This is a genomic window from Streptomyces sp. DH24 (genome assembly GCF_029813775.1).
Taxonomy (GTDB): Bacteria; Actinomycetota; Actinomycetes; order Streptomycetales; family Streptomycetaceae; genus Streptomyces.
Genome location: NZ_JARVKW010000014.1, coordinates 59,865 through 80,227 on the forward strand (window position 1 = coordinate 59,865; position 20,363 = coordinate 80,227).

Genomic DNA, 20,363 nt, shown 5'->3' on the forward strand with positions numbered 1-20,363 from the left:
CTCATGCGGGTACTGAGGCCCGGTCCTGGTTGGCGACGAGCGAAACATAGACCGTGATCGCCGGTTGGCCAGACCGGCGATCACGGCAATCCTTGATCGTGCATCGTCGCTACGAAGCGGCGCGGGCACCGCTCAGTGGGATCACGGTGGACGAGTGGCTCGATCAGTGGTTGTCCATGAAGAACAGAAGACCTGGAAGAAAGTACTGCCTACAGCTACACCATGACCCTGGCCCGGGTCCGCGGAAGGCTCGGGCACATCAGGCTCCAAGACCTCACCGAGGACCACGTCGAGGCATGGATGCGATGGGCGCTCCAGGAAGGGCGTGGGCGGGGAGGGAAGCCGGGCACCGGCCTGGGGGCAACCTCGGTCGAGATGTCGCTGGCTCGGCTGAAGGAGGCACTTGATCGGGCAGTGACACGGGGCCTGGTCCGGGTGAACGTTGCTCGTGAGGTGACCGTTCCGCGTAAGGCGCGCAAGGCAGAGCGAAGGGCCAGGGCCGCAGTGCCGCCGTGGAGCGTCGCGGAAGTGCGCGCCTTGGTTCGTGCGATCGCAGGTGACCGTCTGCAGGCACCCTTCCTCCTGGCTCTGATGGGTCTTCGGCCGGCGGAGATCTGTGGCATGCGCTGGGCGGACATCGACCTGGACGAAGCCACGGTGTCCATCACCAACACCCGGACGGTCATGGGGAACGACATCGTGGTGGAGAAGGACGCCAAGTCGCTTGCCGGTGAGCGGCAGCTTCCGCTGCCGGCTCCGGTTGCGGCTGCCTGACCGCGTTCCGGGCTGCTCAGGCAGACGAGAAGACAGCGGCGGGTCAGGGGTACGAAGACAGCGGCTACGTTCTCGTGGACGCTCGGGGCAGGGCGCTCAACGGACGGCAGCTGCGTGAGCGGGCCTACAAGGTCATGGACCGCAGCGGGCTGCGTCGGGTCCGTCTGTACGACGCCCGTGCAAGTTGCCTGACATACCTGGCGAATCACGGGGTCCCCGACCACCTCCTCGCCCGGTGGGCCGGTCACGCCGACGCCCGGACCACGAAGCGCTGGTACGTGAAGCCGGACGTGGAGGACCTGCGGCCGGCGGCGGACACGTGGGGAGGTCTGGCGAGTGAATCCGCCCCCGTTTACGAAGAGAATGTGAGATGTGGGAGCGTGAACGGGTGAGTGAGAAGAACGTCGACAGCATGCAATACCGCTTTGACGGGCCGGAACAGGCCCCGGTCCTCGTCATGGGGCCGTCCCTCGGTACCACATGGCACATGTGGGACCGCCAGGTTCCCGAGCTGGCCAAGCAGTGGCGGGTCTTCCGGTTCGACCTGCCCGGACACGGCGGTGCGCCCGCCTACCCGGCGGGTTCCGTCGCCGACCTCACCGCCCGGCTGCTCATCACGCTCGACGGGCTCGGCGTCACGCGGTTCGGCTACGCGGGTTGCGCGCTCGGCGGCGCGGTGGGCGTCGAGCTGGCGCTGCAGCACCCCGAGCGGCTCGCCTCGCTCGCGCTGATCGCCGCCTCGCCCCGCTTCGGCACGGCCGACGAGTTCCGCCAGCGCGGCGTGATAGTGCGGACGAACGGCCTCGACCCGATCGCCCGCACCTCACCGGACCGCTGGTTCACGGGCGGGTTCGCCGCCGCCCAGCCCGCGATCACCGAGTGGGCCGTGCAGATGGTCCGCACCACCGACCCGGGCTGCTACATCGCCGCGTGCGAGGCGCTCGCCTCCTTCGACGTGCGGTCCGAGCTCGGCCGGGTCGGCGTCCCGACGCTCGTCCTCGTCGGCTCGGAGGACCAGGTCACCGGCCCCGCCGAGGCCCGCACCCTGGTCGCCGGCATCCCCGACGCGCGGCTCGCCGTCGTACCCGGCGCCTCCCACCTGGTCCCGGTCGAGCAGCCCGCCGCCGTCACCGACCTGCTGGTCCGGCACTTCTCCACCGCCTGGCAGCCGGCCTACGACCACAGCACCGGCCAGATCGCCATCCCCGCCGCGCCCGCCAAGCCCGTGCTGGCCGCGCCGCCGCCGCAGCAGGCGCCGATCGCCGAGATCGCCCCGGCCGTCGCACTGCCGCAGCAGGGCCGGCCGGACCCGTACGACGCCGGGCTGAAGGTGCGCCGCGAGGTGCTCGGCGACGCGCACGTCGACCGGGCGCTGGAACAGGCCGACGACTTCTCCGGGGACTTCCAGGAGTTCATCACCCGGTACGCCTGGGGCGAGATCTGGGACCGGCCGGGCCTGGACCGGCGCTCGCGCAGCTGCGTCACCCTCACCGCCCTGGTCGCCGGCGGGCACCTGGAGGAGCTCGCCTTCCACGTCAGGGCGGCGCTCCGCAACGGCCTCACCCCGAGTGAGATCAAGGAGGTGCTGCTGCAGGCGGCGGTCTACTGCGGCGTACCGGCGGCGAACAGCGCGTTCAAGGTGGCCCAGCAGGTCATCCGCGAGGAGACCACCCCGCAGGACTGAGCATCCGCGGCGGCGGCGCGACAGGATGGGGGCCATGAAGCTCACGAAGAAGTCGCACGCCTGCGTCCGCCTGGAGAAGGACGGGCAGACGCTCGTCCTGGACCCCGGAGGATTCAGCGAGGAGGACGCCGCGCTCGGCGCGGACGCCATCCTCGTCACCCACGAGCACCCCGATCACTTCGACGAGTCCCGGCTGCGCGCCGCCATGGAGAACAACCCGACCGCGCGGATCTGGACCCTCCGGGCCGTCGCGGACCGGATCTCCTCGGCGTTCCCGGGCCGGGTGCACGTCGTCGGCCACGGCGACACCTTCACCGCCGCCGGATTCGACGTCCAGGTGCACGGCGAGCTGCACGCGGTGATCCACCCCGACCTGCCGCGCGTCACCAACGTCGGATTCCTGGTCGACGGCGGGAAGGTCTTCCACCCCGGCGACGCGCTCACCGTCCCGAACCACCCGGTGGAGACGCTGCTCGCGCCGGTGCAGGCCCCCTGGAACAAGATCGCCGAAGTGATCGACTACGTCCGGGAGGTCCGGCCGCAGCGCGTCTACGACATCCACGACGCCCTCCTGACCGACCTGGCCCGCCCGATCTACGACCGCCACCTGGGCACCCTCGGCGGCGCCGGGCACACCCGCCTCACGCCCGGCGCCTCCGCCGACCTCTCGGCCCCCGGGAGCCCGGGGTCTCCGCCGACCTCCGGGCCCCCGGGAGTCCGGCGCCTCCGCCGACCTCCAGGCACCCGGGAGCCCTCCGCCCCCGCCGCCCTCCCGGCGTCGGAAAGGGCCCGGACGGGGATGTCGGACCCGCCCGGTAGGTTGTGGGGCATGCGCATCGCGACCTGGAACGTGAACTCGATCACCGCCCGCCTGCCGAGGCTCCTGGCCTGGCTGGAGAGCAGCGGCACGGACGTGCTGTGCCTCCAGGAGGCCAAGGTCGCCGAGGAGCAGTTCCCCTTCGAGCAGCTGCGCGAGCTGGGCTACGAAGCGGCGGTGCACGCCACCGGCCGGTGGAACGGCGTGGCGGTGCTCTCCCGCGTCGGCATCGAGGACGTCGTCAAGGGCCTGCCCGGCGACCCCGGCTACGACGGCTCCGTGGAGCCCCGCGCCATCTCCGCGACCTGCGGCCCGGTCCGCGTCTGGTCGGTCTACGTGCCCAACGGGCGTGAGGTGGACCACCCGCACTACGCGTACAAGCTCCAGTGGTTCGAGGCGCTGCGCGCGGCGGTCGCCGGCGACGCGACCGGCAGCCGCCCGTTCGCGGTGCTGGGCGACTACAACGTGGCACCGACCGACGACGACGTCTACGACGTGGCGGCCTTCGCGGGCGCCACGCACGTCACCCCGGCCGAGCGCGCCGCGCTCACCTCCCTGCGCGAGGCGGGCCTGTCCGACGTGGTCCCGCGGCCCCTGAAGTACGAGCAGCCGTTCACGTACTGGGACTACCGCCAGCTGTGCTTCCCGAAGAACCGCGGCATGCGCATCGACCTCGTCTACGGCAACCAGCCGTTCGCGAAGGCCGTCAAGGACGCGTACGTGGACCGCGAGGAGCGCAAGGGCAAGGGCGCCTCCGACCACGCCCCGGTCGTCGTCGACCTCGACGTGTAGCCCGGCGCGGTCAGCCCGCGAGCAGCCGCAGGTCCACCGACTCGGCCAGCGCGGCGAGCCCCGCGTCGCCCGGGTGCAGATGGTCCCCGCTGTCGTACGCGGGCAGGATGCGGGACGGCCGCTGCGGGTCCCGCAGCACCGCGTCGAAGTCGAGCACGCCGTCGTACGCGTCGCTCTCCCTGATCCAGGTGTTCACGGCGACCCGCTCGGCGTCCACGGCGGCGGTGCAGCGGGTCTCGCCCTCGCACGGCAGGATCGTCGCCGCCAGCACCCGCAGTCCGCGCCCGTGCGCCCGGTCCGCGATCTGCCGCAGGCCCGCCACGACGTCCTGCGCGGACGCGCCCCAGCGCAGGTCGTTGATGCCCTCGAAGACGACGACCGTACGGGCCGACGTCTGCGCGAACACGTCCCGGTCCAGGCGGTGCACGGCGCTCACCCCGGCCGTGTCGGAGGAGACCCCGTCGCCGGGGTAGCGGTCGCCGACCACACGGTTGCCGGAGATGCCCTGGTTCAGGACGCCGTAGCGCGGGACGGTGTGCTGGCCGAGCAGCCGGGTGGCGAGCACGTTCGGCCAGCGGCGGTTGGCGTCCGTCGTGGAGCGGTCGCCGTCGGTGATCGAGTCGCCCAGCGCGACCACCGACCCCGGCCCGCCGCCCACGTCGAGACCGGTCAGCAGCGGCCAGCTCGTCAGCACCGAGGTGAACGCCGCGGCCGAGCCGTCGGCCGCGTGGTCGCCCGGCACGCTCAGATACGACCGCTGCGCCGCGAGCCGGTGCAGCGGCGCCGCGGGCACCGTCCCCGGCAGATGGAAACTCACCAGCAGGTTCGTGTCGGCGGGCACGTCGAAGTCGAGGGGATCGCTGTACGCCTGCGCCCCGGCCGGGATCTCCACGCCCGCCGCACCCCCGAACGCCAGCGGCACCGGCGCCCGGCGCGACGCGGCGCCCTCCGCCTGCACCGCGACCGTCGCGCTGCCGATCCGCACCGGCGCCCCGGCGAAGGTGTTGTCGAACCGCACCCGCACCCGGGGGCCGCCCGCCGAGGTGTGCACGACCAGCCGCAGGGTACGGTCGGTCCACGGCCCCACAGTCGGGTAACCGCCCGTCGACGCCGCCCAACTGCCCGTCCACCCCGCCGAGTCGGCCCGCACCGACAGCGCGAACACGTGCAGCGCGGGCGAGTCGGGAAGCCGGACCGAGGCGACCTGCCGCCCTGGGGCGATCGGTACCGTCACGACGTACAGCCGCGCCCGCTCGGCGAGTTGGCCGTCCGGCGTGTTGACGTGCGGCAGGGCCACCGCCTTCGTGGCGAGCGGGCCGGTGCGCCAGTCGGGGGCGGTCAGCCGGTAGGGGGCACGGCTGCCGTCCGCGTACGAGACCGTGCCGGAGCCGCCCACGTCGGCGCCGGCCGTGCCCGCCACGAGGAACGCGAGCGCGTCACCGCGCCCGGTGACACGCACCTGCTGCCCGGCGGCCCGCACGTTGTCCGCCTCGCCCGCCTGGCGCCGGGGCCAGGTGAGCCGGGCGCCCTGCACGTCGAGGACGCGGCCGGGCGTCCACCCCGCCGCCGCGAGGTCCCGCGCCGACAGGGAGGCACCGAAACCGTCGAAGTCCGCCTCGCCCGGCCGGGCGTCGTCACTGACAGCCGTGTTGTCGAACAGCCGCTCCAGCGGGAGCGGCCCGGATCTCTCCGCCGGCACGGCGTGCGCGGCGGCCCCCGGCACGAGCACCGTCAGCAGGGCGAGAACGACCGCGGAACTCCACAGACCTCGGCGCACGGCCGCTCCTCCCGTTCCCGCCGCCCGGGGTGCGGCGCGACCCGTCGCGGCGGAAAGCCGCACCGCGAAGCTAGAGAGACCCTCGCGACCCGTCAACGCACCATGCGCGAAGTCGCCTCGCAGCAGCCGCGAAGCCACCTTCCGTCCGCCTCCGCGTCACCCCGGCGTCGCCGGGCGCCGGGAAGCGACCGCCGCGCGCCTGTGGTGTGTTCGCCGGTACGAATGACACGCTGGAGGGATGAACATCCCTTTCCTGGGCCGGCGCGCGAAACCGGGGGTCCCCGACCCCGCGGGCATCGCCGAGCTCCTCGCCGAGTGTGAACTGCTGCGTTCCCTGGCGTCCCGGGAGAGCGTCCGGCTCGACGACTCGGCCGCCTCGCTGGAGGCGCTCGACCAACTGGTCCCGCGCTGGCGGGACGACGAGGAGGTGCTGTCCTGGCTCGGCAACGACGCCGGGCTGTACCTGGGCACGGTGATCGTCCGCACGGTGCCGGGAGCCGCCTGGGAGATCCGGTCCGACGGCCAGCCCGTCGTACGGCTCGCCTCCGGCCGCGAGTTCGACGTCGTGGACTACGGGCACGAGTGGGCCGCCAACGGCGTTCCCGAGCTGTCGCAGCTGTACGCCGAGGTCGCGGAGGCGTGAACCCCTGGCCCGGGCTGCGACGTAAATACGGCTAATGGCCGACAGGTGCGTGTCGCACCGCGACGTGGATCTTGCCTGGATACGTTGCGGCCACCACCACACAGCTGAGAGTGAGTAGGGCTGAGTATGGCCGTCGATCCGCTGATCGAGCTGCGTGACGTCAACAAGCACTTCGGAGAGCTGCATGTCCTGCAGGACATCGACCTCACCGTCGGCAGGGGGGAAGTGGTCGTGGTCATCGGCCCCTCGGGGTCGGGGAAGTCGACGCTGTGCCGGGCGATCAACCGGCTGGAGACCGTCGAGTCCGGCACCATCCTGCTCGACGGGCAGCCGCTTCCCGACGAGGGCAAGGCGCTGGCGCGGCTGCGGGCCGACGTCGGCATGGTCTTCCAGTCCTTCAACCTGTTCGCCCACAAGACCGTTCTGCAGAACGTGTCCCTGGGACAGGTCAAGGTCCGCGGGCGCAAGAAGGAGGACGCCGACCGGCGCTCCCGCGAGATCCTCGACCGGGTCGGAGTCGCCGACCAGGCCGACAAGTTCCCGGCACAGTTGTCCGGCGGGCAGCAGCAGCGGGTGGCCATCGCCCGCGCGCTCGCCATGGACCCCAAGGCGATGCTGTTCGACGAGCCGACCTCGGCGCTCGACCCGGAGATGATCAACGAGGTGCTGGAGGTGATGCAGCAACTCGCCCGCGAGGGCATGACCATGGTCGTCGTCACCCATGAGATGGGCTTCGCCCGGTCCGCCGCCAACCGCGTGGTCTTCATGGCCGACGGCCGGGTCGTGGAGGACCGCAGCCCGGACGAGTTCTTCACGAACCCGAGCAGCGACCGCGCCAAGGACTTCCTCTCCAAGATCCTCAAGCACTGACCGGCGTGCGGACGCCGTGCACCACGTTGGTCCGGGGGACCGGACCGCCCCGGCACCCCTCGACTACGATGGGTCCTTCGTCCCGGAGACGGCGGCGGGGGTGGGGACGCTCCCACCGGTCCCGTCCACCGCCTGCGGGACGACCGAGGCCGCGGGACCACCGCGGTCGGACCGGGGACACTGCTGCCGGGTGAGGGGTACCCTCACGACCCCTCGACCGCAGGGGGCAGCAGTTCACATGAGCCAGGCCCGCCCGGCGGCAGCCGGAGATCACTGCTCGCGCGGTGGACGCGACCCGTACCACGGGGTGTTCGCCGGTGAGGAGAAGGTCAGCTGCGCGCCGGACGGGTTGTGCTCGAGGCAGAGCGGGACGGCCGTGTCGACGACCTGGGCCGACCGGCTCGCCGAGGCCGAGCGGCCCTCGTCGCCCAACTCCGCGACGAGGGCCGCTCCCCTCGGTCCCGACCACCGCGCCGACCCTTCTCAGGACGCCCGGTGCGAACTCGGCTTGGCAGCCGCCGGCAGGGGCGCCTGCGCCGTCCGTGTCACGTCCCCGACGAGTTCGACGACGTCCGGGCCGTACGCCTGCGAGTTGACGACCTTCAGCAGCAGCACGAAGGGGCCCGAGCCGTACTTGCGGGCCAGCCGTTCGTGGTTGCGGGCCAGATAGCGGGTCGCCGCCTGGTTGGTGACCGCGCGCTGACCGCAGAACAGGAACACCGGCCGCGTCTCACGGCGGTCACCGGCGGTGAGCCGGGCCAGCAGCACGTACTCGGTGACGCCGGGCTCCATGCGGTAGCGCTCGCTGCCGATCTGGAACGCGCCCCGGTCCGGGCCGGGTTCGGGATCGACGTTGACCCGCACGCCGGGCAGCATGGCCGCCATGTGGGCCGTCATCCGCCGGTTGGAGGCGGGACCGCCCAGACAGAACTCGGTCCGCTCGCCGAAGCCCTGATGGACCGTGTCCTGCGTGACCACCTGGACGTGCGCGCCGCAGTCCTTGACCAGCGCGGACAGCTCCAGCAGCGCGAACACGTCGATCCGGTGCACGGCCGGTTCCGCCGCAGCGGGATCGCGGTTGACGACGAGCAGCGACTCGGAGTTCTCCGGAAGCCCGAAGAACGCCTGTTTACGGCGCAGCTTCCGCTTCCACAGGTACGTACGGGCGATCCAGCCCAGGGCGGCGCTGATGCCCGCGGCCACCACGCCCAGCACGAGGTTGCGCACGTCGTCATTCATGGGCGCGCATGGTAGCGGGCCACGGCAAACCCGTGTTCGACCGCGGGGTGGTCCACCGGGGCGTTCACGCAATGAGCCACGGGGCCGAGGCTCCTGACGAGGCGACGGCGGGTGAACTAGGCTGCGCGGACTGCCTGTTCCCTGGAGGTGCGGATGCGTCGCCCTGTCGCTCGGAATCTGACGGTCCTGGTGGTCTCGGCCGCCGTGGTGTCGGTGGGTGCGGCCGCACCGCCCGGCGCCCCGGCCGCGACGCCCACGAAGTCACCGGTGGCCGTCGGGTACGGCGGCGCGGTCGCCAGCGTCGACCCGGACGCCTCCGCCGCCGGCATCGAGATCCTCAAGAAGGGCGGCAACGCCGTCGACGCCGCCGTCGCCACGGCCGCCGCGCTCGGCGTCACCGAGCCCTACTCGGCCGGCATCGGCGGAGGCGGCTACTTCGTCCACTACGACGCCAAGTCCCGCACCGTGCAGACCATCGACGGCCGCGAGACCGCGCCCCTGACCGCCGGCTCCGACCTCTTCCTGGAGAACGGCAAGCCGATCCCCTTCGCCGAGGCCGTCAGCAGCGGCCTCGCCGTCGGCACCCCCGGTACGCCCGCCACCTGGCAGAAAGCTCTCGACAAGTGGGGCAGCAAGGGGCTGCGCAGCGTGCTGAGGCCGGCCGAGCGACTCGCCCGCGACGGCTTCACCGTGGACGACACCTTCCGCGCGCAGACCGCCGCCAACGAGACCCGGTTCCGCTACTTCCCCGACACCGCCGAGCTGTTCCTGCCGGGCGGCGAACTGCCCGTCGTCGGCTCCACCTTCAAGAACCCCGACCTGGCCCGCACCTACGCCGAGCTGGGCCGCGAGGGCGTCGGCGCCCTCTACCGCGGCGACATCGGCGAGGACGTCGTCGCCACGGTGAACGAACCGCCCGTCGTCCCGGCGTCCGGCTGGAACGCCCGCCCGGGCGAGCTGTCCGTCAAGGACCTGGCCGCCTACCGCGCCAAGTTCCAGGCGCCCACCAAGACCGCGTACCGCGGCCTCGACGTGTACTCCATCGCGCCCTCCTCCTCGGGCGGCACCACGGTCGGCGAGGCCCTCAACATCCTGGAGGGCACCGACCTCTCCAAGGCGAGCGACGCCCGGTACCTGCACCGCTTCATCGAGGCCAGCCGCATCGCGTTCGCCGACCGGGGCCGCTGGGTCGGCGACCCGGCCTTCGAGGACGTACCGGCGAAGGAGCTGCTGTCCCAGCGGTACGCCGACTCGCGCGCCTGCCTCATCAAGGACGACGCGGTGCTCACCAGCCCCGTCGCGCCCGGCGACCCGCGCGACCCCGCCGACTGCGACGCCCGTGGCACGGCGGCCCCGACGACGTACGAGGGCGAGAGCACCACCCATCTGACGACCGCCGACAAGTGGGGCAACGTCGTCTCCTACACCCTCACCATCGAGCAGACCGGCGGCAGCGGCATCACCGTGCCCGGCCGCGGGTTCATCCTCAACAACGAGCTGACCGACTTCTCCTTCGCCCCGGCGAACCCGGCCGTCCACGACCCGAACCTGCCCGGACCGGGCAAGCGCCCGCGCTCGTCCATCTCGCCGACGATCGTGCTGGACCGGCACGGCGAGCCGGTCGTGGCGCTCGGCTCGCCCGGCGGCGCGACGATCATCACCACCGTGCTCCAGACGCTCACCGGGTTCGTCGACCGCGGCCTGCCGCTCGTGGAGGCGATCGCCGCCCCGCGCGCCAGCCAGCGCAACGCCGCGCAGACCGAGCTGGAACCCGGCCTGTACGACAGCGCGTTGCGTACCCGGCTGGAGGCCATCGGGCACTCCTTCCGCGCGAACCCCGAGATCGGCGCGGCGACGGGCGTGCAGCGCCTGCCGGACGGCAGGTGGCTGGCCGCGGCCGAGAAGACGCGGCGCGGCGGCGGCTCGGCGATGGTGGTGCACCCGGCACTCCGCTGACAGCCGGGGGTGCCGCGGCCCGGCGGGCTCGCCGGGTCCGACGCCATGACGGCCGGCCGCGTCACACCGACGCGGCCGGCCGGTCCGTACGGAAGTCCAGGCGGCCGTCCGCCACGTCCACGGTGAGCCGGTCGCCCTCCGCGACGCGCCCGTCGAGCAGCAGCCGCGACAGGTGGTTGTCGACCTCGCGCTGGATGGTGCGGCGCAGCGGCCGGGCCCCGTACTCCGGCTCGAAGCCACGGTCGGCCAGCCAGTCGACGGCCGCGTCCGTGAACTCGACCGTGATGCTCTGGGCGTGCAGCATGCGGCGGGTCTGCTCCAGCAGCAGCTCCGTGATGCTGTGCAGCTGGCGGCCCGTCAGCTGACGGAAGACCACGATCTCGTCGATGCGGTTGAGGAACTCGGGCCGGAAGTGCTCCCGCAGCGGGCGCAGCACCTGCTCGCGCCGTGCCTCCTCGTCCGCCTCGGCGCCACCCGCCGCGAAGCCCAGGGTGCCGCCGCGCCGGGGGATCGCCTCGGAGCCGAGGTTGCTGGTCATGACGATGACGGTGTTCGTGAAGTCCACGGTCCGGCCCTGCGAGTCGGTCAGCCGGCCGTCGTCCAGCACCTGGAGCAGGATGTTGAAGACGTCCGGGTGAGCCTTCTCCACCTCGTCCAGAAGGAGCAGCGAGTACGGGTGCCGCCGCACCACCTCGGTGAGCTGCCCGGCCTCCTCGTGCCCGACGTAACCGGGCGGGGCGCCGACCAGCCGGCTGACCGTGTGCCGCTCCTGGTACTCGCTCATGTCGAGGCGGACCATGCGGTCCTCGCTGCCGAACAGCGCCTCGGCGAGCGCCCGGGCCAGTTCCGTCTTGCCGACGCCGGTCGGTCCGAGGAACAGGAAGCTGCCGATGGGCCGGTCGGGGCTCGACAGCCCCGCGCGGGAACGCAGCACCGCGTCCGCGACGACCCGGACCGCCTCGTCCTGCCCGACGACCCGCTCGTGCAGATGCTGTTCCAGGCCGAGCAGGCGGTCCTTCTCCTCCTCGGTCAGGCTGCTCACCGGGATGCCGGTCTGCCGGGACACCACCTCGGCGATCGCCTCGGCGTCCACCACCAGGTTCAGCCCTTCGTCGGCCTCGCCGTCGCCTGCCTCGGCGATCCGCGTCCTCAGCTCGACGATCCGGTCGCGCAACTGCGTGGCCTGCTCGTAGCTCTCGGCGGCGACCGCCTGGTCCTTGTCCCGCACGAGCTGTTCGACCTCGCGCTCCATGGCCCGTACGTCCGTGCCCTTGGTCCGGGCCCGCAGCCGCACCCGGGCGCCGGCCTGGTCGATCAGGTCGATGGCCTTGTCCGGCAGCCGCCGGTCGGTGAGGTAGCGGTCGGACAGCTGCACGGCCGCGACCAGCGCCTCGTCGGTGTAGCGGACCTGGTGGTGGGCCTCGTAGCGGTCCGCGAGGCCGCGCAGGATCTCGATCGCGTCGGCCGTGGTCGGCTCGGGCACCAGGATCGGCTGGAAGCGGCGGGCCAGCGCCGCGTCCTTCTCGATCCGCCGGTACTCCTCCAGCGTCGTCGCCCCCACGATGTGCAGCTCGCCGCGGGCCAGGGCCGGCTTCAGGATGTTGCCGGCGTCCATGGAGCCGCCGCCCTCGCCGCCACCGCCCGCGCCGACGACGGTGTGCAGCTCGTCGATGAAGATGATCAGCCGGTCGGAGTTCTCGCTGATCTCACCGACGATGGTGTTCATCCGCTCCTCGAAGTCGCCCCGGTAGCGGGTGCCCGCGACGACGCCGGTCAGGTCGAGGGTGACCACCCGGCGGCCGGCCAGCACGTCGGGCACGTCGCCGTCCGCGATCCGCTGGGCCAGCCCCTCCACGACGGCGGTCTTGCCGACGCCCGCGTCGCCGATGAGCACCGGGTTGTTCTTGCCGCGCCGGGACAGCACCTCGACGGTCTGCTCGATCTCCTTCTCGCGCCCGATCACCGGGTCGATGCGGCCCTCCCGGGCCAGCTCGGTGAGGTCCCGGCCGTACTTGTCCAGGGTCGGCGTGGACGTCAGGCGGGGCCGCTCGGCGCGCGGCGGGGCCGCCTCCGGCGCCTCGGGCGGCATGCCGGGCGACGCGAACCGGGCCGCGTTGAGGATGTGCCCGGCGGCCGAGTCCGGGTTCGCGGCCAGGGCGCTGAGCACGTGCTCGGGACTGATGTACCCGGTGCCGCTGGTGCGGGCCAGTTCGTGCGCGTCCAGCAGGGCACGCTTGACGGCCGGCGTGAGCGACAGGGAGGTCGGGGGCGGCACCTCGCCCGGCGGGTACTGGACCGGGCCGGACCGCTCGTCGATCTCCGACGCGAGCGAGTCGGGGTCCGCGCCGGCCCGGCTGAGCAGGCTGCGGGTGGGCTCCGCGGCCAGCGCCGCCCGCAGCAGGTGCTCGGTGTCCAGGTCCCGGCTGCCGTGCTCGGCGGCGTACTGGGCGGCGCCGCGGACGAGCTCCCGGGCCGGCTGACTGAGCAGCCGGCCCAGGTCGATCTGCCGGGGCCGTGGTCCGCCGAAGAAGCGGGCGAGGAATTCCCCGAAGGGGTCCGAGCCGAAGCCCTCGGGTGTGAAGCCGCTGGTCATTGGCCTTCCGTTCCCTCTCGACGTGCGGTGCGCTGCCACGTTCCCGAGCCGGGTACACCGGGGGGCGAGTTCTTACTCACCTTGGCACGGGAGGAAGCCGGGGGCACTTCCGAGTGGGGAGGAGGAAGGGCGGCCGGCCCCGGGCAGCCGGGAGGGCGCCGGCGTCGGCGCGGGGGAGCGGCACCTCGGTGCGGCCAGGGTTCCTCCGGGCCGTGTCCGCGCAGCGGCGTCGCGCGCCGACGTCACTTCACGGACCGTCCGGGCCCCGGCCGCCGTGCCGTCAGGGGTCAGTCCGACTGCCGTGCCGTCAGGATCCTGGGGCCCGCGTGCGTGATGGCCACCGTGTGTTCCACGTGGGCCGCCCGGGAGCCGTCGTTGGTGCACAGGGTCCAGCCGTCGGGCGCCGTGTGGTAGGCGTCCGTGCCGCCCGCGATCAGCATCGGCTCGATCGCCAGGACCATCCCGTGGCGCAGCTTGAGTCCCCGGCCGGGGCGGCCCTCGTTCGGCACGGGCGGGTCCTCGTGCATACGCCGGCCCACGCCGTGCCCGCCGAAGTCCTCCATGAGGCCGTACCCCGCGCCCCGGCACACCGAGCCGATCGCGTGCGCGATGTCACCGATGCGGTTGCCGACGACGGCCGCCTCGATGCCCGCGGCGAGCGCCCGCTCCGCGGTCTCGATCAACCGCAGGTCGGCGGGGCGCGGCGTACCCACCACCAGGCTGATCGCCGAGTCGCCGACCCAGCCGTCCAGCTCGGCCCCGAAGTCGACGGAGAGCAGGTCGCCGTCGCGCAGCCGGTAGGCGGTCGGGACGCCGTGTACGACCGCGTCGTTCACGGAGGTGCAGAGCACCGCCGGGAACGGGGTGAGCGCGAAGGAGGGCCGGTAGCCCAGGAACGGCGACGAGGCGCCCGCCTCGCGCAGCACCTCGTGTGCCAGCGCGTCCAGCTCCAGCAGGGAAACGCCCACGTCGGCGGCCTGCCGTACGGCGGTGAGCGCGCGCCCGACGACCTGGCCCGCCGCGTGCATCGCGTCGATCGATGTGTCTGTCTTCAACTCAACCATGCCAATTACTATACCGGTATTAGAATGGCGGGCATGGTGCGCACCCCCTTGACCCCGGAAGAGCACGAACGCGGCGAGCGGCTCGGCCGGCTGCTCCGTGAGGCGCGCGGCGACCGCAGCATGGCGGCGGTCGCGGCGAGCGCCGGTATCTCCGCCGAGACGCTCCGCAAGATCGAGACCGGGCGGGCGCCGACGCCGGCGTTCTTCACGGTCGCCGCGATCGCCCGGGCGCTCGGCCTGTCGATGGACGACCTCGCGGGGCGGTGCGTGCTCGTCGAGGTCTGACGCGCGGCTCCGACGCGGGGTGCCGCCCGTGCGGTATGCCGTCTGGGTCCGGCATGCCGTCGGCATCCGGCATCCGGCATCCGGCATTCGGCATACGGGGTGCGGCATTCGGCATACGGGATGTGGCATGCGACATCGCGACATGCGACATGTGGCATACGGCCTACGGCCTACGGCATCCGGCCTCGATCCGACATGACGTCACATGACCGGCACAGGGGATACGAGCAGCCCGCACTCCCCTGGAAAACTCCGCGTAGCGACCCTGTAACACGGAGGGTGTTCGCTACGGACCGGAGTGCTCCAGTCAGGCGGGAGTCGGACGATGGCCGTGGACCAACTCCCCGGACGGGTGCGGGAGTTCGTGAACTATCTGGACGCCCTGCTGGCGCGCCTCGACCGGACCGACGGGTGGTGCGGGGTGTTCTGGCAGCGCGACCCGGACGGCATGCGCGCCTGCCTCGACGGACGTGAACTGCCGCCCTGGGACGTCGTGGAGGCCCTGCTCCAGGACCTCGCGGCGCGGTACGGGCCCGCTGCCGCCGCACCCGAGCGGGACCACGCCCGAGCCCTGCACGCCGCCGCGCTCGTCGCCCACGACGCCCGGCCCGGCGCCCGCGACGCCCTGAGCGACCGGCTGGACGTCATGCTCCGCGAACAGCGGTACGCGGCGGAACGGCAGGCCGAACTGACGAGGCGGCTGAACACCGTCGGCACCCGCGAGGAGGCCGACGCCCTCCGCCTCGACCTCGCCTGGGCCCGCGACGACCACGACCGCGCCACGTCCCGCTGCACGGAACTGCGCGCCCGCATCGCCGACCTGGACCACCGCGCGAATGCCGCCCGGCTCCACCCGGGAGTGGAAGGCGCCCGCACCCTGCGAAGGGTGACGGACGACCGGCCGGACGGCGGCACGGACCACGCGGAGCCGGACGAGCATCCGGACGACGGCACCTACCGGGCGGGGCTCGAGGAAGGGCGACCGGACGACGGCATCCACCGGGCAGGGCTCCGGGAAGGGCGACCGGGCGTCGGCGCCGACCCGCGGGGCGCACACGGCGAGCGGGTGACCGCCGCCGCCCGGGTCCCGGCCCAGCAGCCTCCCGTGTCCCGTGCCCTCGCCGGACCCCGGGCTTCCGCCGAGCCTCCCGCCGCCCCCGAACGGCGCCGCAAGCGCCGTGGCGGCGCACGGTTCGCCGGGGTCGAGGAGGAGGACGCCGCGCCCGTCGTCGCACCGCCCCACGACGGGCCCGCCGCGCCCTCCGTGCCCGCGCCCGCCACTCGTGGCCGTACGCCGCGCGGGGCGCGGTTCGCCGGGGCCGCCGAACCGGCCGAGGCGCCGGAGCCGGCGGTTCAGCCGGTGGACGAGGACGGGCTGCGGGAGGTCGAACGGGCCGTCGCGGCGCTGGCCCGGCTGCGGGCCGAGGGACGCAGCGGCGAGGCGCACGCCCTGCTGGTCGAGGCCGCCCACTGGCCCGCCGCCCGCTTCCCGGCCCTCGCCGCCGGGCTGCGCCGCGCCGGGCTCGACGCCGACTGGGTGACCCTGCTGTGGGAGGCGGCCTCGCTGCCCGCGGACCGGCTGGTCGCGGCGGCCGACGCGCTGGTCGCCGCGGGCCGCGAGACCGACGGCCGGCAGATCCTGCGGCAGGGCGTCGTACGCCCCGCCGACGAGATAGGAGCCGCCGTGCTCGCGCTCACCGCGGAGGGCCGGCGGCGCGAGGTGCGGGCGCTGCTCGACGCCTACGTGCGCATGCGCGTCCCGGAGGAGTCCGTCCGCAGCGTCGACCCGGACCCGGTGACCCTCGTACCGTTGCTGCTGGAGGCCGCCCGAGGCGTCTCCGACGAGCGGTACTGGGACCTCGTGCACGCGCTGCGGGTCGCGGGGCACGCCACCTGACCGGCGGCGCGGCTCGCCCACCGGAGTGTGAAACGCGCCGGCCCGCGCGGGTTGACGGCGATGGTCTTGGCAAGCCCGTCCCGGAGGCTTACGTTCGAGCCTCTACGGCCCTGCTCTACGGGCGTAGAGGCTCTGACGTCCCGTCGAAGGAGCAGCTCATGGCCAACGTCGTACGCGCCGCTCTGGTCCAGGCCACCTGGACCGGCGACACCGAGTCCATGGTGGCGAAACACGAGGAGCACGCCCGTGAGGCCGCCCGGCAGGGCGCCGAGGTCATCGGGTTCCAGGAAGTCTTCAACGCGCCCTACTTCTGCCAGGTCCAGGAACCGGAGCACTACCGCTGGGCGGAGCCTGTGCCGGACGGGCCGACCGTGACCCGGATGCGGGCGCTGGCCCGCGAGACCGGCATGGTGATCGTCGCCCCGGTCTTCGAGATCGAGCAGTCCGGTTTCTACTACAACACCGCGGCCGTGATCGACGCCGACGGCTCCTACCTCGGCAAGTACCGCAAGCACCACATCCCGCAGGTCAAGGGCTTCTGGGAGAAGTACTACTTCAAACCCGGCAACGCCGGCTGGCCCGTCTTCGGGACGGCCGTCGGCAAGGTCGGCGTCTACATCTGCTACGACCGCCACTTCCCGGAGGGCTGGCGCCAGCTGGGCCTCGGCGGCGCGCAGTTGGTCTACAACCCGTCGGCGACCCACCGCGGTCTGTCGTCCCACCTGTGGAAGCTGGAACAGCCGGCGGCGGCCGTCGCCAACGAGTACTTCATCGCCGCGATCAACCGCGTCGGCCAGGAGGAGTACGGCGACGACGACTTCTACGGCACGTCGTACTTCGTGGACCCGCGCGGTCAGTTCGTCGGCGACGTCGCCAGCGACAGCAAGGAGGAACTGGTCGTGCGCGACCTCGACTTCGGCCTCGTCGAGGAGGTCCGGCAGCAATGGGCGTTCTACCGGGACCGCCGCCCCGACGCGTACGAAGGGCTGGTGCGGCCGTGAACCGTGACCTGCTGGGCCGCCACCGCTCCGTCCTGCCCGACTGGCTCGCCCTCTACTACGACGAGCCCCTGGAGATCACGCACGGCGAGGGCCGCCACGTCTGGGACGCCGACGGCAACCGCTACCTCGACTTCTTCGGCGGCATCCTCACCACGATGACCGCGCACGCCCTGCCCGAGGTCACCAAGGCGGTCGGCGAGCAGGCCGGCCGGATCGTCCACTCCTCCACGCTCTACCTCAACCGGCCCATGGTCGAACTCGCCGAGCGCGTCGCCAAGCTGAGCGGCATCCCCGACGCCCGGGTCTTCTTCACCACCTCCGGCACCGAAGCCAACGACACCGCGCTGCTGCTCGCCACGACCCACCGGCGCAGCAACACGATCCTGGCCATGCGCAACAGCTACCACGGCCGCTCCTTCAGCTCCGTCGGCATCACCGGCAACCGCGGCTGGTCCCCGACCTCGCTGTCCCCGCTGCAGACCCTGTACGTGCACGGCGGCGTCCGCACCCGCGGCCCCTACGCGCATCTCGGCGACGCCGACTTCGTCGCGGCCTGCGTCGACGACCTGAAGGACCTGCTCGGCCACACCCGGCCCCCGGCCGCGCTGATCGCCGAGCCGGTGCAGGGCGTCGGCGGCTTCACGTCCCCGCCCGACGGACTGTATGCGGCATTCCGTGAAGTGCTGAACGCATACGGAATCCTGTGGATCGCCGACGAGGTGCAGACCGGCTGGGGCCGCACCGGCGACCACTTCTGGGGCTGGCAGGCACACGGCCAGAACGGTCCGCCGGACATGCTCACCTTCGCCAAGGGCATCGGCAACGGCATGTCCATCGGCGGAGTCGTCGCCCGCGCCGAGATCATGAACTGCCTGGACGCAAACTCCATCTCCACGTTCGGCGGCACCCAGATCACCATGGCGGCCGGCCTCGCCAACCTCACGTACCTGCTGGAACACGACCTGCAGGGCAACGCCCGGCGCGTCGGCGGCATGCTCGTCGAACGGCTGCGGGCCGCCGCCGCGCACGTCCCGCACGTGCGCGAGGTGCGCGGACGCGGGCTGATGATCGGCATCGAACTGACCAGGCCGGGCACCGACGAGGCCGACCCCGAGGCCGCCTCGGCCGTGCTGGAGGCCGCCCGCGACGGCGGCCTCCTCATCGGCAAGGGCGGCGGACACAACACCAGCGCCCTGCGGGTCGCCCCGCCCCTGTCACTGACCGTCGCGGAGGCCGAGGAGGGCGCCGCGATCCTCGAACGCGCTCTGAGAAGCCTTCGGTAACCCGCACCGCCGAGCGAGGGACACCTGCCATGACCACCGCCTCGCAGCTCTGGGAGCCCCTGGAACCCGCCCTGTCGGTGCGGCAGGTGCTCACCCTGGAACGCGTCCTGGCCGGGGAACCCGAGGTGGGGGCCGGCGCCGGCCAGCTCGACCGGCCGGTGCGCTGGGTGCACGTCGCCGAGGCGGCCGACGTCGGCGTGATGCTCAGCGGCGGTGAGATGGTGCTGACCACCGGTGTGCTGCTCGCCGGGGACGAGGAGAAGCAGGCCGAGTACATCCGCTCCCTGCACCGGGCCGAGGCCGCGGCCGTCGTCCTCGGACTCGGCCGGGCCTTCCCCGCCCCGCCGGACGTGATGCGCCGGGCGGCCGAGCGGTGCGGGCTGCCGCTGGTGGTGCTGCACCGGCCCTTCCCGTTCGCGGAACTGACCGAGGAGGTGCAGTGCCGGCTGGTACGGCGGAAGTTCGCCGCGGTCAGCCTGTCCGAGGCCGTCCGCACCGAACTCACCGCGCTCATCACCGCGGGCGCCCCGTTGCAGCGCCTGCTCGACGAGGTCGCCCGGCACAGCGCCTGCCCCGTCGTCCTCACCAACCTCGCCCACCGCGTCCTCGCCACGGCGGGGGAGCGGCCCGCCGTGGACGACGTGCTGCGCGACTGGGACCGCATCGCCCGGCAGGCGTGGGGGCACCACCCAGGCCGTCCAGGCACTGGGGGAGGCAGCGCCGGCGACGGCTGGATCCGCGCCGAACTCGTCGGGCGCGGCGAACGCTGGGGCCGCATCGTGCTCTGCGGCCACCGCGGCGACGGCACCACCGGACGGCTGCTCGCCGACCGCGCCGCCGAGGCCCTCGTCCTGCACCGCATGCTCGGCGGCAGCGCCGCGGCCAGCTGGGAGGAGCAGTCCGCGCAGAGCCTGCTCACCGACCTCGTCAGCGGCGTCGTACCGGCGCGGCAGTTGCTGCCCCGGGCCCGGGCCGCCGGACTGCCCGTGAACCGGCGGGCGTTCGTCCCGCTCGTCGTGCGCGAGCGGGCACCGGACCGGCTGGACCGGGTGCTGCGGCTGCTGGGGCTGCCGGGGCTGGCCGCGCGGCTCGCCGACGGGGCCACCGCCGTGCTGCTCAGCCTCGCCCGTGACCAGGACGCCGAGGCGCTCACCGCGCACTTCGCGGCCCGGCTGCGCTCCGAGCCGGGCGCTCCCGCCCCGGTCGTGGCGGCCGCCGACACCCGCGTCGCCTGGGACGACGTGCCCGCCGGGCTGCGCGAGGCACGGCACGTCGCGGACGCCGTGGCCGACTCCTCGGGCGTCCTCGACCTGCCGGCCGTCGTACGCCTCAGGGACGTCCATCTGCGGGGCCTGATACGGCTGCTGCGCGACGACCCGCACGTGCAGTCCTTCGCCGAGCGGGAGCTGGACGGGCTGCTGTGCGGGCCCGACGAGGACCTGCTGGAGGACCTGCTGTCCGTGCTGCGGACCTATCTCGCGACCGGCCGCAACAAGTCCCGCACCGCGCAGCTCCACCACGTCTCCCGGCCCGCGCTCTACCGCCGTCTGGAGGCGATACAGGCCAGGCTCGGCGTCGACCTCGACGACTTCGAGCAGGCCGCGTCCGTGCACATCGCCCTCCTCGCGCACGACGCGCAACAGGGGTGAAACCTTCAACGACCAGGGAAAACGGCGGTGAAACATGAG

At 73.1% G+C, this 20,363-nt stretch carries 16 protein-coding genes and 1 pseudogene; 13 read left to right on the forward strand and 4 right to left on the reverse strand.

Going from position 1 to position 20,363, the window contains the following annotated elements; translation table 11 throughout:
• The first annotated feature begins 222 nt into the window (after positions 1-222).
• The 5 genes and pseudogenes from QC282_RS13935 (at position 223) to QC282_RS13955 (ending at position 4,067) form a co-directional block, all read left to right on the forward strand.
• Positions 223-774: a hypothetical protein gene (locus tag QC282_RS13935; RefSeq protein ID WP_279549633.1), complete on the forward strand. Its 552-nt coding sequence runs from the start codon at positions 223-225 to the stop codon at positions 772-774.
• Positions 771-1,166: a tyrosine-type recombinase/integrase gene (locus QC282_RS13940; protein ID WP_279549714.1), complete on the forward strand. Its 396-nt coding sequence runs from the start codon at positions 771-773 to the stop codon at positions 1,164-1,166. Before QC282_RS13935 ends, QC282_RS13940 begins: the two co-directional genes overlap by 4 nt.
• The gene (pcaC, locus tag QC282_RS13945) at positions 1,145-2,458 is read left to right on the forward strand and encodes a 4-carboxymuconolactone decarboxylase (RefSeq protein WP_279549634.1); all 1,314 of its coding nucleotides are present in this window, start codon (positions 1,145-1,147) and stop codon (positions 2,456-2,458) included. Before QC282_RS13940 ends, pcaC begins: the two co-directional genes overlap by 22 nt.
• Positions 2,459-2,492: 34 nt before the next feature.
• Positions 2,493-3,125, forward strand: a pseudogene (locus QC282_RS13950) (MBL fold metallo-hydrolase); the annotation flags it as partial.
• A gap of 162 nt (positions 3,126-3,287) precedes the next feature.
• Positions 3,288-4,067 (forward strand): exodeoxyribonuclease III, encoded by a 780-nt coding sequence (locus tag QC282_RS13955; protein WP_279549715.1) that lies wholly within the window; start codon positions 3,288-3,290, stop codon positions 4,065-4,067.
• Between the two features lie 10 nt (positions 4,068-4,077).
• Here QC282_RS13955 and QC282_RS13960 read toward each other — a convergent pair whose 3' ends face one another.
• The gene (locus QC282_RS13960) at positions 4,078-5,844 is read right to left on the reverse strand and encodes an SGNH/GDSL hydrolase family protein (protein ID WP_279549635.1); all 1,767 of its coding nucleotides are present in this window, start codon (positions 5,842-5,844) and stop codon (positions 4,078-4,080) included.
• 238 nt (positions 5,845-6,082) lie between these two features.
• On the opposite strand from QC282_RS13960, the gene QC282_RS13965 reads away from it, so the two are divergent.
• Together QC282_RS13965 and QC282_RS13970 are read left to right on the forward strand one after the other, a co-directional pair.
• Positions 6,083-6,487, forward strand: a complete 405-nt coding sequence (locus QC282_RS13965) for a DUF6278 family protein (RefSeq protein ID WP_279549637.1) — start codon at positions 6,083-6,085, stop codon at positions 6,485-6,487.
• A 126-nt stretch (positions 6,488-6,613) separates the two neighbouring features.
• Complete coding sequence (locus tag QC282_RS13970) at positions 6,614-7,357, forward strand: amino acid ABC transporter ATP-binding protein (protein ID WP_279549638.1); 744 nt, start codon at positions 6,614-6,616, stop codon at positions 7,355-7,357.
• 483 nt (positions 7,358-7,840) lie between these two features.
• Here QC282_RS13970 and QC282_RS13975 read toward each other — a convergent pair whose 3' ends face one another.
• Entirely contained in the window at positions 7,841-8,596 is a 756-nt protein-coding gene (locus tag QC282_RS13975) for a hypothetical protein (RefSeq protein WP_279549639.1), read from the reverse strand.
• 153 nt (positions 8,597-8,749) lie between these two features.
• Between QC282_RS13975 and ggt the strand changes: the two genes are divergently transcribed.
• Positions 8,750-10,552, forward strand: coding sequence for a gamma-glutamyltransferase (ggt, locus tag QC282_RS13980; RefSeq protein ID WP_279549640.1), 1,803 nt, complete (start codon positions 8,750-8,752; stop codon positions 10,550-10,552).
• A gap of 61 nt (positions 10,553-10,613) precedes the next feature.
• Here ggt and QC282_RS13985 read toward each other — a convergent pair whose 3' ends face one another.
• Positions 10,614-13,145 (reverse strand): ATP-dependent Clp protease ATP-binding subunit, encoded by a 2,532-nt coding sequence (locus tag QC282_RS13985; protein WP_279549641.1) that lies wholly within the window; start codon positions 13,143-13,145, stop codon positions 10,614-10,616.
• A 287-nt stretch (positions 13,146-13,432) separates the two neighbouring features.
• Complete coding sequence (gene map, locus QC282_RS13990) at positions 13,433-14,209, reverse strand: type I methionyl aminopeptidase (protein WP_279549642.1); 777 nt, start codon at positions 14,207-14,209, stop codon at positions 13,433-13,435.
• 33 nt (positions 14,210-14,242) lie between these two features.
• Here map and QC282_RS13995 point away from each other — a divergent pair, with 33 nt between their 5' ends.
• The 5 genes from QC282_RS13995 to QC282_RS14015 all read left to right on the forward strand — a co-directional run bounded on the left by QC282_RS13995 (position 14,243) and on the right by QC282_RS14015 (position 20,324).
• Entirely contained in the window at positions 14,243-14,494 is a 252-nt protein-coding gene (locus tag QC282_RS13995) for a helix-turn-helix transcriptional regulator (RefSeq protein WP_279549643.1), read from the forward strand.
• A 325-nt stretch (positions 14,495-14,819) separates the two neighbouring features.
• Positions 14,820-16,391, forward strand: coding sequence for a hypothetical protein (locus tag QC282_RS14000; protein ID WP_279549644.1), 1,572 nt, complete (start codon positions 14,820-14,822; stop codon positions 16,389-16,391).
• Between the two features lie 158 nt (positions 16,392-16,549).
• A complete protein-coding gene (locus tag QC282_RS14005) occupies positions 16,550-17,392 on the forward strand; it encodes a nitrilase-related carbon-nitrogen hydrolase (RefSeq protein ID WP_279549646.1) in 843 nt (280 codons plus the stop codon).
• Positions 17,389-18,675: an aspartate aminotransferase family protein gene (locus QC282_RS14010; RefSeq protein WP_279549647.1), complete on the forward strand. Its 1,287-nt coding sequence runs from the start codon at positions 17,389-17,391 to the stop codon at positions 18,673-18,675. The genes QC282_RS14005 and QC282_RS14010 overlap by 4 nt, the downstream gene beginning before the upstream one ends.
• Before the next feature lie 29 nt (positions 18,676-18,704).
• Positions 18,705-20,324 (forward strand): PucR family transcriptional regulator, encoded by a 1,620-nt coding sequence (locus tag QC282_RS14015; protein ID WP_279549648.1) that lies wholly within the window; start codon positions 18,705-18,707, stop codon positions 20,322-20,324.
• Positions 20,325-20,363: the final 39 nt, after the last annotated feature.